This window comes from Sphingomonas sp. MA1305 (assembly GCF_016107325.1).
Classification (GTDB): domain Bacteria; phylum Pseudomonadota; class Alphaproteobacteria; order Sphingomonadales; family Sphingomonadaceae; genus Sphingomonas.
Genome location: NZ_RCVT01000001.1, coordinates 746367 through 759001 on the forward strand (window position 1 = coordinate 746367; position 12635 = coordinate 759001).

The following is a 12635-nucleotide window of genomic DNA, read 5'->3' on the forward strand; positions in this document are numbered from 1 at the left end:
CGCCGGTCAGGGGCATAGCCCGCCCATCAACGACATACGACCCGGGAGCTATCGATCATGGCGAGCAAGACGCGCTTCGGCAATTTCCTGATGATCACGACGGCCGCTGCCGCGCTGGCGAGCTGCGGCGGTGCCGACAATGTCGCTTCGCCGGGCGCCGGCAGCGTCACCATCGTCCAGCCGGCGCCGACCCCGACGCCTTCGCCGACCCCGGCACCGACCGCGGCGATCACCGCCGCGCAATTCGCGGCGGTTACGCCGGTCAACGGCATCTCCGTCACCGCCGACGAACAGCTCGCGATCGTCAACGCCGGCACCAACAACAACGTCAACGGCACCGGCAGTACGATCAACGGCGTCTATCCGGTCAGCGCCACCTCGCTGGCCACCGCGACCGATCCGTCGACGATCAACAGCTTCTTCACCTCGACCAATTATGTCGGCGCGTTCAACGGGCCGAGCGACACCAGCTTCCAGGGCTGGACCTGCAATTCGACCTCCGCCGAATTCGGCGGCAGCGGCGCGCGCTGCACCGCGGTGCCCGCGGTCGGCACGCTGGCATCGGGCGCGGCCTGCCCGACCGGCACGACGACGCCGACCGGCACCACCACTGGCAGCGCCAATGTCGCCACCGTCGGCGGCTTCAAGGTCTGCGACATCCCGCAGACGATCGCCACCAGCCTGACGCTGCCGCGCATCCCCGGCATCGCCTATCGCTTCACCGGCCAGACCGAGGTCGGCACCGACGTCGGCACCACCGGCGCCAATTCGGGCGTGACGCTGACGATCGAGCCGGGCGTGGTGATCTTCGCCAACGCCAATGAATCGACCAACGACCTGCTGCTGGTCAACCGCGGCTCGCGGATCCAGGCGGTCGGCACCGCCACCGCGCCGATCATCTTCACCTCGCAGCAGAATCTGACGGCGAACGGCGTCTCCGACGCGACACAGGGCCAGTGGGGTGGGATCATCCTGCTCGGCCGCGCGCCGACCGGCGTCTGCCGCCAGGGCACCGGCCCGAACAACGCCGCCGGATCGTCGACGACCTGCGAACAGGCGATCGAAGGCGTCACCGGCCGCTTCTACGGCGGTCCCAATGCCGCGGATTCGTCGGGTCAGATGTCCTATGTCCAGATTCGCTATTCGGGCATCGCGATCAGCGACGGCAACGAGCTGCAGGGCCTGACGCTCGGCGGCACCGGCTCGGGCACGGTGATCGACCACGTCCAGAGCCACAATTCGGCCGACGACGGCGTCGAGATTTTCGGCGGCGCCACCAACATCAAATATTTCGCGGTGACCGGCGCCGATGACGACGGCTTCGACATCGACAATGGCTATCGCGGCTTCATGCAGTTCATCGTCGCCGCCCAGCGCGTGCTCGGCGCGACCGCGGACAGCTTCTCGACCGAGATCGACTCGAACAACGCCGAGGACCTGCTGCCGCGCACCTTCTCGACGTTTGCCAACTTCACCTTCATCCAGACCGCGCTCGCGCCGGCGGCGATCCGCCAGCGCGGCGGGTCGGACATGCGCTTCATCAACGGCGTGGTGAAGACGCCGTCGAGCGTCGCCTGCGTCAACATCATCGCCGGCGAACAGACCAGCGGTGGCCGCACGACGGTGCGCCCGGCGGACAGCGCGCTGCAGGACTTCGGTCCGCCGTCGTTCAACTCGGTCTACTTCGCCTGCAACGGCCGCTGAGGCGCCCCACGCCTCGATGATGCGGTGTCCGGGGCGGCGGCAGCGCCGCCCCGGATGCCTGTTTGAAGACCCTTTGCACCGGGAAACCACGGTCATGCGCCAGCAGCGGCTCGCCTTCGCCTCGCTTCTTCTCCTGTCTTCCACTCTGACGGCGCCGGCGGTGCTGGCGCAGACCGCCGGAGGCACCGGCTCGCCGACGCCGGCAACGCCCCCGCCTGCGCAGAGCGCCCCTGCGACCACCCCCACCACCGGCACGGCACAGGATCAGGCGCCGGCCGATCCCGCGGTGGACCAGGAGCAGGTCGAAGTATCCGTGCCCGGCGGCAACGCCGATCTCGGCGACATCGTCGTCGTCGGCCGCAACATCCCCAACACGGTGCGCGCCACCGCGCAGATCGTGTCCGTCCTGTCGAGCGCCGACATCGCGCGGACAGGCGAAGGCGATATCGCGGGCGCGCTGACCCGCGTCACCGGCCTATCGGTGGTCGGTGGCGGCTTCGTCTACGTTCGCGGTCTCGGTGACCGCTATTCCTCGTCGCTGCTCAATGGTTCGCCCTTGCCGTCGCCCGAGCCGCTGCGCCGCTCGGTGCCGCTCGACATCTTCCCGACGACGATCGTCGGCTCGGCCTTGGTTCAAAAGACCTATTCGGTAAACTATCCTGGCGAATTTGGCGGCGGCGTCATCAACCTGACCACCAAGGCGATTCCCGACAAGAACTTCATCGCGGGCGGCGCCAGCATCGCGGCGGACGACGCGACGACCAGCGAGCTCGGCTACACTTATTACGGCGGCGGCGCGGACTGGATCGGCTATGACGATGGCACGCGCAAAGTGCCCGCCTTCATCCGCAACGCGCCGGACGGATCGGGCCTGATCCCGGCGGCGCAGGTCGCGCAGCTCAGCAACGCGTCGACCACCTTGCTCCAGCGCAACAACCAGCTGCCGGCGAATTGGTCGGCGGAGATTAGCGGCGGATCGGTCTTCGACCTCGGCGGCTCGCGCCTCGGCGTCATCGCCTCGCTCAGCGCCAGCAACACCTGGCGCACGCGGTTGAGCACGCAGCAGGACAGCGTCAGCGCCGATGGCACGCTGCGCAACGACTTTCGCACGCTGATCACCGACAATCGCGCGGTGGCGAATGCGCTGATCGGTCTTGGCTACGAGTTCGGCGAGAACACCATCCGCTGGACCAACGTCTATATCCACGACACGCTGAAGCAAGCGCGCGGGTCTGCAGCGACCTTGTACAACAACCCGTCGGGCCTCCGCTTCCAGCAGAACACCAGCTGGTTCGAACGCCAGCTGATCGAAAGCCAACTGGTCGGCGAGTTCAAGCTGAGCGATGCGTTCAAGCTCGACGCACGCGGCGCCTACGCCAATTCGAAGCGCAACGCGCCGTATGAGCGGCAATTCGACTATCTCTGCTCGAACCGCACCACCACCGGCCTGCCAATCACCAGCGACGGCGGACAACAGGCGGACGGCTACCAGTGCGACGGCGCCTATCAGGTGACGCAGCGCTTCACGCCCTTCGCATCGATCATCTTCAGCGAACTCAACGAGGACCTGTGGACGGGGCAGGCGGATGCCTCCTACCGGATCGACGCCGACCGTCCGATCACGCTTTCCACGGGCTATTTCTACCAGGGTACGGACCGCACCTCGTCGCGGCTCCAGTTCAACTACCAGACGTCGCTGGGCGGCGGCACTGCGCCGCAATATCCCTACAACCTCTACCGCCCGGACTATCTGCTGAGCCCGGACGTCATCAACAACGCGTGTCCGCAGACGGCGAACACGATCCCCTGCACGATCCAGTTGCAGTTCAACACGCCGCTCGGCGCCTATCGCTATGACGCGTCGCTCGACGTCCATGCCGGTTACGTGCAGGCGGAGGCGGAGGCGCTCGACGGCCTGCGCGCGGTGATCGGCCTGCGCTACGAGACCGGTGACGAGCGCGTGACGCCGGTGAAGAGCGCGACGACGCGGCTGAAGAACGATTATTTCCTGCCGGCCGCGACGCTGACCTGGAATTTCGCGCAGGACCAGCAGCTGCGTGCCAGCTTCGCCAAGACGATCTCGCGCCCGCAGTTCCGCGAGCTCGCGCCGCAGCAGTTCCGCGATCCCGATTCCGATCGCCTGTTCTTCGGCAACACCGCGCTGCGCGACTCCGAACTGTACAATCTCGAAGCGCGCTACGAATGGTTCTTCGCGCGCGATCAGCGCTTCACCGCGGCGGGCTTCTACAAGCGGATCGATCGTCCGATCGAGCAGGTCGGCTTCTACACCGGCGCCGACGACCGGCTGCAGACCGGTTTCACCTATCTGCCCAAGGCGACCTTGTGGGGCGGTGAGGTCGAGCTGCAGAAATATGTCAAGCTGGCGGACGTGTTCGGCGGCGACTTCTTCGCGACCCGGCGTGCGCTGTTCATCGCCAACTACACTTATACCAAGTCGAAGATCACCGCGAACGACACCTGTGTCCCGGACGTTTCGCCGGGTGCGCAGCCGGTCAACGGCTGTCTCGCCGGCTTCAACCTCGCCTCGAAGCTGTTCCGCGACGGCGCGCCGCTGACCGGCCAGTCGGACCATCTGGTCAACGTCCAAGTCGGGCTGGAGGACACCGCCTCGCTGTCGCAGATCACGTTGCTGTTCAACTATGCCAGCGACCGCGTCACCAACCGCGGCCCGTCGTTGTTGGGCGGCAACGCGTTCCAGCCCGACATCGTCGAACATCCTGGCATCCGCCTCGACATGGTCGTGCGCCAGGGGTTCGAGGTCGGCGGCGGCAAGTGGGAGCTCAAGGCGGAGGCGCGCAACCTGACGCGCACCCGCTATCGCGAGAGCCAGACGTTCGACAACGGCCGCGAGGTGTTCATCAACCGCTACAACCTCGGCCGTGTGTTCTCGCTCGGGGTGAGCACGACGTTCTAGGGGCCAATGATCCTCCCCGCCAAGCGGGGAGGAATGGGTGCGATCAGCCCCAGGGTCGTTCCCGATACCATTTGGTGATCACATATTTGACGCCGGCGCGCACCTTCATGCCCTGGTGCAGGGTGGCGGGGTTGAGCGAGCCGTCGGCGCGGCGGTTGCTCCAGGCGACCAGTTTACCGGTCTCGGGCTGGATCGTCTTGTCGACCGCCTTGAACCGCGTCGCGCCGCCGGCGTCGGGCGTGTTGAGATAGACCATCACCGTCCATGTCCGGTTGCCCGCTATCGCGCAGTATCGCGCGAAATCGACGCCGTCCGGGTCAAAATAGTCGGTATGGCCTTTGAACTCCTGACCCACCGCATAGCGTTGCCCCTGCAACGGCTCGCCGTGCGCCGGGTCCAGCCCGGTGAAGATGGCAAGGCGCGTCTCAACGTCCTGAACCTCGGCCACAGTCGCGGCAAGGTCACCCGTCTCGCTGGTGCGGAAGGCGCTGTCGCCATTGGGATCGGCGATCGTCGAAGGGCGACGCACGGCGTCGATCCGGGTGATCAGCGCCGCGCACAGATCGGCCGGCAGGAAGGCACGCGCCACGAACAGATCGAGCTTGGGGCTGGGCACCTTCTGTACGCCGGGATGCGACAGGATATGGGCGGCGATCGGCCGGGGATCGACGCCGGCGCCGGGCGGGGATTGCGTAGCCATGCTTTTGTCGTACCGCGTTACGGCGGCGCCGCCAAACCGTGCGTCATCGCTTGCGCGTGTTTCGTCGCGATGAGGACTATGACGCATCGACGTAACATGGCATGCCTAACGGCGAGGGTTCGGGACCGGGAAACCTTATGCGTTTAAAGTTCGACGCGCGCACGCGCCGCCTGTTCAGGCGTCTGCCCGTCGTCAATGTCTATTCCGTCGCCGAACTCGCGTTGCTCGCCGGATTGGCGGTGCAGACCGCGCGGTTCGTCTGGACGCTCGCGACGCCGGTGACACCGCTCGGCGATTGGCGTCCGGCGGAAGTCATGGTGCCGGGCGCGCCGGCGGACGTGCTGGCGAGTTTCGATCCGTTCTTTCGCCTGGGCGGCGGCGCGGCGGCGCCGGCGACGGTGACAGCGCTGCAGTTGACGCTGTTCGGCATCCGTGTCGACGAGGCATCGGGGCGCGGGTCGGCAATCATCGCCGGTCCCGATGGCGTCCAGAAGAGCATCTCCGTTGGCGAGGACATTCAGCCTGGCGTCAAGCTGCAGTCGGTCGCCTTCGATCACATCACGATCGATCGCGGCGGGGCAGCGGAGGATTTGTTTTTGACCCAGGCCGACGCGCCGTCGACGGGCGCGCCAGCCCAGATCGGCACCCCGGCCAGCTCCGGTCCGCCGCCTGCGGGCATCGGTGCCCCAGCGGCTCCTCCCGCGATCCAGGCGGGGCAGTTGCGCAACGAGATCGGCTTCATTCCGCGCATCGACGCGGGGCGCCTGTCCGGTCTCGTCGTCCGGCCGCAGGGCACCGGCGCGCTGTTCCGCGCGGCGGGCCTGCGCGAGGGCGACGTCGTCACCGCGATCGGCGGCCGCCCGGTGACGGGACCCCAGGACATCGATCGTGTCGCCGCCGACTTCGCGCGCGGCGGCAACATTCCCATCACCGTCGAGCGCGGCACGCAGACGTTGCCCCTCGCCATCACGGTCGCACCCGCTTCATGAAGACTGTCTTACTCGCTTCCGCTCTCGCGCTCACCGCGCCGACCGCGCTGCTCGCGCAGACCACGCTCAACGTGCGCGACGCGGACATTCGTGCCTTCATCGCCGATGCGGCGAAGGTGACCGGGCGCACCTTCATCATCGACAGCCGGGTGCAGGGCAAGGTGACGGTGGTCACGGACCGGCCGCTCAGCCGCTCCGAATATTTCGAGGCGTTCCTGTCGACGCTGCGCGCCAACGGACTGGTCGCGGTGCCGACCGGCAATGGCGCCTTCCGCGTCCAGCCGATCGACAATGCCGCGTCGCAGCCGAGCCGCGTCGGCTTGGCCGGCGCCAATCGCAACAGCCTGGTGACCGAGATCGTCCGACTGCGCGCGGTCGACGCGCAACAGGCGATCGAGACGGTGCGGCCGTTGGTCAGTGCGCAAGGGTCGGTCAGCGCCAATCGTGGCGCCAACAGCCTCGTCATCGTCGATTTCGCCGACAATATCCGCCGCATCCGCGAAGTCCTGCGCCGGGTTGATGCCGACACCGCGACGACGCGCGTCATCGCGTTGAAGAATGCCAGTTCCAAGGAGATTGCGGCGGCGTTGCAGGGCCTCTCGGGCGCGGCGACCGGCGGGCAGGGCGGCGCCGGCGGCACGGGGCAGGGTGCCGTCGGCACCTCGGTGGTCTCGGTCGACAGCTCGAACAGCGTCATCATCCGCGGCGATGCCTCCACCGTCGCGCGGCTCGCCGCGGTCGCGGCCGACCTCGACCAGAAGGCGAAGAACGGCACCGAGATCAAGGTCGTCTTCCTCGAAAATGCCGATGCCGCGCAATTGCTACCGGTTCTGCAACAGCTCGTCGGCCAGACGCCCGATCAGCCGCAGCCGTCGCAATTCTCGCGGCCCGGCTCGGGGCTCAGCAGCAGCGGCAGCGGCGCCAACGGCGTGACGGGCCAGACCAGCAGCCCGTCGCTGTCCCAGCCGCTCGTCGCGCAGGTATCGACGAACACCGGGGGCAACGGCACCGGTCAGCCCGCCATCACCACGCAGGGTGGCCGGACCGCCGCAGTGGTCACCCGCTTCCAGGGTGCCAATGCGATCGTCATCGCCGCGCCCGCCGACATCCAGCGCCAGTTGTCCGAAGTGGTGCGCCAGCTTGACACGCGCCGTGAACAGGTGGTCATCGAGGGCATCATCGCGGAGGTGTCCGACGCCACGGTCAATCGGCTCGGCGCGCAGTTCATCCTCGCCAATCCGTCGGGCGGGGCGTTCGCCGCCTCGACCTTCTCCAACTCGGCGCCCAATATCCTTCAGATCGCCGGCGCGATCGGCGCGCGCGAACTCGGCAGCACCTCCACGACGACGATCGCCAACGGTGTGACAACGACGGTGACGACGGCGTCCAGCGCCTCCGATCAGCTGACGCAGAGTGCGATCAGCTCGATCATCGGCTCGTCGGGCGGCTTCGGCGGTTTCGGCGGACAGATCGGCGACACCATTTTCGGTGCGATCATCAATGCGGTGAAGAGCGACACGACGTCGAACCTGCTGCAGGTGCCGCACCTCGTCACCATCGACAATCAGGACGCGTACAGCCTGGTCGGTCAGGAGATTCCGATCACCACCGGCCAAGCGCTGTCGAACAATTTCGACAACACCTTCCGCACCACGCAGCGCGAGAATGTCGGCATCGAACTGACCGCGCGGCCGCAGGTCAATTCCTCGGGTTCGATCAAGCTGCATCTGCGCCTGGAGGTCAGCTCGATCGCGGGGCCGGTGTCGAACGACAACAGCGACCTGATCCTCAACAAGCGTCAGGTGGAGACGACGCTGACCGTCGACGATGGGCAGATCGCGGTGATGGGCGGACTGCTCAGCGACGAGGAGCGGCGTACGATTGAGAAGATCCCGCTGCTCGGCGACATTCCGGTGATCGGCAATCTGTTCAAGTCGAAGGCGAAGTCGCGCACCAAGACCAATTTGATGATCTTCATCCGGCCCAAGATCCTGCGCACGCCCCAGGACAGCCGCGCGCTGGCGGAGCAGCGCTACGGCTATCTGCGCCTGCAGCAGGGGCTTCAGACCCCCGGTGAGGAACCCAGCATCGACCAGCTCGTCCGCGACTATCTGGGTGCGGCTCCCCCCATTCCCTCAGCGCCGATCCCGGGCAATATCGAGGACCCGCGCATCGCTGTGCCGGTGCAGACCAGCGTGACGACCAAGACAGTGCGGCCGGAGAAGCGGCGGTGAGCGGCCAGGCTTGGCCTGCCCTGGCGTCATCCCCGCGCAGGCGGGCATGCCGACACGCCAACGGTCGGCAAGAGCCGCGACGTCAGCGTCTCTGGATCCCCGCCTGCGCGGGGATGACGGGCGGGCTGTGATGAGCGACCCCATGATCCGGCCCGGCGACGCCGCCGACCAACTCCCCTCCGGCTTGCGGGAAGGGCCGGCGGCGGGTGTATTCCCGGACGCCCCGCTGCCCGACGATCATGCCCCGACCGATCCCGTTGCCGTGCCGATGGTCACCATACCCTATGCCTTCGCGCGGCGGCACGGTGTCGTACTGCAACCGCACCAGCCGGACGCGCCGCCCGCGGTTGCGCTGCGCGACGGTGCGGACCCGCGTGCGCTGATCGAGGTGCGGCGCTATCTCGCACGGCCGTTCACCGTTGCGACCGTCGCGCCGCCCGCGTTCGACCGGCTGCTCTCCGACGCTTACGCCATGGATGGACAGGCGACGGCGATGGCGGCGGTCGGCATGGGTGACGAGCTCGACATGCTCGCGGAAGGGTTGCCCACCGCGGAGGACCTGCTCGACACTGCCGACGACGCACCCGCGATCCGCCTCATCAATGGCATCATCGCCGATGCCGCCCGCAATGGCGTGTCGGACATCCATATCGAGCCTTATGAGACGGGCCTGGTCGTCCGCATGCGGATCGACGGCGTGCTCCGCGAGACGTTGCGGATGCCCCCGCACGTCGCGCCGGTCGTGGTTAGCCGCATCAAGGTGATGGCGCGGCTCGACATCGCCGAGCGGCGTGTGCCGCAGGACGGGCGTATGGGCCTGACGTTGGGAGGCAAGCTGCTCGACGTGCGTGTTTCGACGCTGCCGAGCCGGGCGGGCGAACGCGTCGTGCTGCGTATCCTCGACAAGGAGAATGCGGGCATCGATCTCGACGCATTGGGCATGGACGAACAGATGTTCGGCCTGCTCCGCCATGCTTTGGCCGAGCCGAACGGGATCATCCTCGTCACCGGTCCGACCGGCTCGGGCAAGACGACGACGCTCTACGGGTCGTTGCGCCTGCTCAACGACGGCAGCCGCAATATCCTGACCGTCGAGGATCCGGTTGAATATGCCGTCGAGGGCGTCGGCCAGACGCAGGTCAACGCCAAGGTCGGCCTGACCTTTGCCGCGGGACTGCGCGCGATCCTGCGGCAGGATCCCGACGTGGTGATGGTCGGCGAAATCCGCGATCGCGAGACGGCGGAAATTGCGGTGCAGGCGTCGCTGACGGGCCATCTCGTGCTGTCGACGGTGCATACCAACGACGCGGTGGGCGCGATCACGCGGATGCGCGACATGAAGGTGGAGCCGTTCCTGCTCGCCTCGACGCTGCGCGCGGTGATCGCGCAGCGGCTGGTGCGGCGGCTGTGCGAGCATTGCCGGCGGCCGGCGCGGGCCGGCGACGGCGTCGCGCCGCTGCTCGGCATCAAACCGGGCAAGACGGTGTTCGAAGCGGTCGGCTGCGAGCGCTGCAACCACACCGGCTATCGCGGCCGGATCGGCGTGTTCGAGGGGGTGCGCGTCGACGAGACGATCCGCCGGCTGATCAACGAGGGCGGCGACGAGGCCGCGATCGCCGCCCACGCCTTCCAGAACAGCCCCAGCCTGACGCAGTCGGCCAAGGCGCTGGTCAAGGCAGGGCTGACCACGGCGGAGGAAGCAGTGCGCGTGACGCGCCGCGATGCGGATGCGGTGGATGGTTAGTCATCCTCACCCTTCCGCGGCTTTGCCGCTCCCTCCCTCTCCCGGTGGGAGAGGGAAGGTGCCCGCTCGCCGTAGGCGAGTGGGAAGGGTGAGGGCGGCTCGCACCCATGGCTGACTTCGACTATGTCGCGATCGACACCCGCGGCGCCGAGCAGCGCGGCCACGTCGCGGCGCCCGACCTCGACGCCGCGCGCGCGTCGCTCGACCGCCGGCGGCTGTTCGTCGTCCGTATCGAGCCCGGTACCGCGCCGGCGACCAAATCGCGCCCGCTGTTCGGCCTGCAGCTCGGCCGGCCGAGGATGAGCGGCAAGCAACTGACCCTGTTCACCCGGCAGCTGGCGACGCTCAACCGCGTATCGCCGCTGGAGGAATCGCTGCGGACGATCACCCGCCAGACCGAGCAGGACAGCGTGCGCGGCATCGTCGCCGCCGTCCACGCGGGTGTCGTCGAGGGACGGCGGCTGGCCGATTCGATGGCGCGCGAGCCGAAGAGCTTCCCACCGCTGTACCGTGCGATGGTCGCCGCCGGCGAAAGCTCGGGCAGCCTGCCCACCATCCTCGATCGGCTCGCGGCCTTGCTGGAGCGGCAGGCGGAGATCCGCGGCAAGCTGATCACTGCGCTCGCCTATCCGACCATTCTCGCGGTGGTCGCGCTTGGCGTCGTCACCGCGCTGATGATGTTCGTCGTGCCGCAGGTGGTCGAACAGTTCGATACGGTGGGCCAGCAATTGCCGCTGCTGACGCGGATCGTCATCGCCGTGTCGGACCTGCTGGTCGGCTGGTGGTGGCTGATGGCGCTGGTCGTCGCGGCGATCGCCGCCGGCATCTGGTTCGCCTTGCGCGATCCGGCCCTGCGCCTCGCCTTCGACACGCGCCTGCTCCGCATCCCGCTGCTCGGCCGGTTGTTGCGCGACCTGCATGCCGCCCGCATGGCGCGGACGCTGGGAACGATGGTCGCCAGCCGATTGCCGCTGCTCGAGGGGCTGGCGCTCACCGCCTCGACCATCCACAACCGCCGGCTCCGCCTCGCCAGCGACGAGATCGTCGATGCGATACGCGGCGGCGGCAGCCTGTCGGCGGCGATGCGCCGATCGGGCGTCTTTCCGCCGCTGCTGACCTATCTTGCCGCGAGTGGCGAGGCGGCGGGACGACTCGACGAGATGCTCGAGCGCGCCGCCGACTATCTGGAGCGCGAGTTCGATCGGTTCACCGCCACCGCGCTGTCGCTGCTCGAACCGGCGATCATCGTCGTGATGGGCGGCATCGTCGCCACCATCGTGCTATCCATCCTGTTGCCGATCCTCCAGCTCAACACGCTGGCGGGACAATGAGGAAGTAATATGCGTCCCGATCCCCAGAAGCGCCGGAAGCGCGAAGCCGGTTTCACACTGGTCGAGCTGATGGTCGTCATCGTCATCATCGGCCTGCTCGCCACCATCGTCGCGCTCAACGTGCTGCCGTCCGGCGACAAGGCGCGGGTGGAGAAGGCCAAGGCCGACATCAGTCAGATCGAGGGCGGACTGGAACTGTATCGTCTGCAGATGTCGACCTTCCCGACGACGACGCAGGGGCTGCAGGCGCTGGTCACCGCGCCCGCCGGCGTCGACGCCTCGCGGTACCAACGCGGCGGCTATCTCAAGAAGCTGCCCAACGATCCTTGGGGTCGCCCCTACAATTATGCCTCGCCCGGCCAGCATGGCGAGGCGGACGTCTGGACCTATGGCGCCGACGGCAAGGAAGGCGGCGAGGGGATCGATGCCGATATCGGCTCTTGGCAGTGATGACGCCGACCCTGGCGTAGTCCGCGTGCGGCGAGGCGCCGGTCATGGCGCTTTGCGCGCGCGTCGTTCCGCCGAACACGGCTTCACGCCCATATCGCGTTCCGCCGAACACGGCTTCACTTTGGTCGAACTGATGGTCGTCGTCGTGGTGATCGCGCTGGCCGCGTCGGTCGCGATGTTCGCCATGCCCGACCCGCGCGGCCGGCTGGCGGACGAGGCGGCGCGGTTCAGCCTGCGCGCGCGCGCCGCGCACGATGCGGCGATCGTCGAGGGGCGGGCGGTCAGCCTGTGGATCACCCCCGCTGGCTATGGCTTCGACCGCCGGGTCGAGGGTACGTGGCTACCGATGGCGGACAAGCCGCTGCGCGTGACCCGCTGGAACGACGGGACGCTGGCGCGGATCGACGGCGCGACCGGCGGGCGGTTGCGCGTGACCTTCGATCCGACGGGGCTCGCCGACCGTCCTGCCCAGCTCGTGCTCAGCCGCGGTCAGGCGCGAGCGGTGATCGACATGGCGGCCGACGGTAGCGTGCGGGTGGCGGGGTGAT

The 12635-nt window shown here is 67.9% G+C and carries 9 protein-coding genes; 8 read left to right on the forward strand and 1 reads right to left on the reverse strand.

The features are described from left to right. Positions 1 to 57 precede the first annotated feature (57 nt). Positions 58 to 1704 carry a hypothetical protein gene (locus tag D9601_RS03840; protein WP_198352582.1) on the forward strand — a complete coding sequence of 549 codons (1647 nt, stop codon included), beginning with the start codon at positions 58 to 60 and terminating at the stop codon, positions 1702 to 1704. A gap of 94 nt (positions 1705 to 1798) precedes the next feature. Then, complete coding sequence (locus tag D9601_RS03845; protein ID WP_198352583.1) at positions 1799 to 4639, forward strand: TonB-dependent receptor domain-containing protein; 2841 nt, start codon at positions 1799 to 1801, stop codon at positions 4637 to 4639. A gap of 43 nt (positions 4640 to 4682) precedes the next feature. Here the strand turns inward: D9601_RS03845 and D9601_RS03850 are convergent, their stop codons facing one another. Then, the gene (locus tag D9601_RS03850; RefSeq protein WP_198352584.1) at positions 4683 to 5339 is read right to left on the reverse strand and encodes a prolyl hydroxylase family protein; all 657 of its coding nucleotides are present in this window, start codon (positions 5337 to 5339) and stop codon (positions 4683 to 4685) included. Between the two features lie 137 nt (positions 5340 to 5476). Here D9601_RS03850 and D9601_RS03855 point away from each other — a divergent pair, with 137 nt between their 5' ends. The 6 genes from D9601_RS03855 to D9601_RS03880 all read left to right on the forward strand — a co-directional run bounded on the left by D9601_RS03855 (position 5477) and on the right by D9601_RS03880 (position 12634). Further along, complete coding sequence (locus tag D9601_RS03855; protein ID WP_198352585.1) at positions 5477 to 6328, forward strand: type II secretion system protein N; 852 nt, start codon at positions 5477 to 5479, stop codon at positions 6326 to 6328. Further along, positions 6325 to 8562: a type II secretion system secretin GspD gene (gene gspD / locus D9601_RS03860; RefSeq protein WP_198352586.1), complete on the forward strand. Its 2238-nt coding sequence runs from the start codon at positions 6325 to 6327 to the stop codon at positions 8560 to 8562. Before D9601_RS03855 ends, gspD begins: the two co-directional genes overlap by 4 nt. A 268-nt stretch (positions 8563 to 8830) precedes the next feature. Next, positions 8831 to 10306 carry a GspE/PulE family protein gene (locus D9601_RS03865; RefSeq protein WP_198353365.1) on the forward strand — a complete coding sequence of 492 codons (1476 nt, stop codon included), beginning with the start codon at positions 8831 to 8833 and terminating at the stop codon, positions 10304 to 10306. Between the two features lie 107 nt (positions 10307 to 10413). Next, a complete protein-coding gene (gene gspF, locus D9601_RS03870) occupies positions 10414 to 11637 on the forward strand; it encodes a type II secretion system inner membrane protein GspF (protein WP_198352587.1) in 1224 nt (407 codons plus the stop codon). 9 nt (positions 11638 to 11646) lie between these two features. Continuing rightward, positions 11647 to 12087, forward strand: a complete 441-nt coding sequence (gspG, locus tag D9601_RS03875) for a type II secretion system major pseudopilin GspG (protein ID WP_198352588.1) — start codon at positions 11647 to 11649, stop codon at positions 12085 to 12087. A gap of 52 nt (positions 12088 to 12139) precedes the next feature. Further along, positions 12140 to 12634 carry a GspH/FimT family pseudopilin gene (locus tag D9601_RS03880; RefSeq protein WP_332837888.1) on the forward strand — a complete coding sequence of 165 codons (495 nt, stop codon included), beginning with the start codon at positions 12140 to 12142 and terminating at the stop codon, positions 12632 to 12634. Position 12635: the final 1 nt, after the last annotated feature.

What these genes read in the sequence shown, in the direction of transcription:
- D9601_RS03845 (WP_198352583.1), top strand. Translation starts at nt 1,799, where the DNA reads ATGCGCCAGCAGCGGCTCGCCTTCGCCTCGCTTCTTCTCCTGTCTTCC.
- gspF (WP_198352587.1), top strand. Translation starts at nt 10,414, where the DNA reads ATGGCTGACTTCGACTATGTCGCGATCGACACCCGCGGCGCCGAGCAG.
- gspG (WP_198352588.1), top strand. Translation starts at nt 11,647, where the DNA reads ATGCGTCCCGATCCCCAGAAGCGCCGGAAGCGCGAAGCCGGTTTCACA.
- D9601_RS03865 (WP_198353365.1), top strand. Translation starts at nt 8,831, where the DNA reads ATGGTCACCATACCCTATGCCTTCGCGCGGCGGCACGGTGTCGTACTG.
- D9601_RS03850 (WP_198352584.1), bottom strand. Translation starts at nt 5,339, where the DNA reads ATGGCTACGCAATCCCCGCCCGGCGCCGGCGTCGATCCCCGGCCGATC.
- gspD (WP_198352586.1), top strand. Translation starts at nt 6,325, where the DNA reads ATGAAGACTGTCTTACTCGCTTCCGCTCTCGCGCTCACCGCGCCGACC.
- D9601_RS03855 (WP_198352585.1), top strand. Translation starts at nt 5,477, where the DNA reads ATGCGTTTAAAGTTCGACGCGCGCACGCGCCGCCTGTTCAGGCGTCTG.
- D9601_RS03840 (WP_198352582.1), top strand. Translation starts at nt 58, where the DNA reads ATGGCGAGCAAGACGCGCTTCGGCAATTTCCTGATGATCACGACGGCC.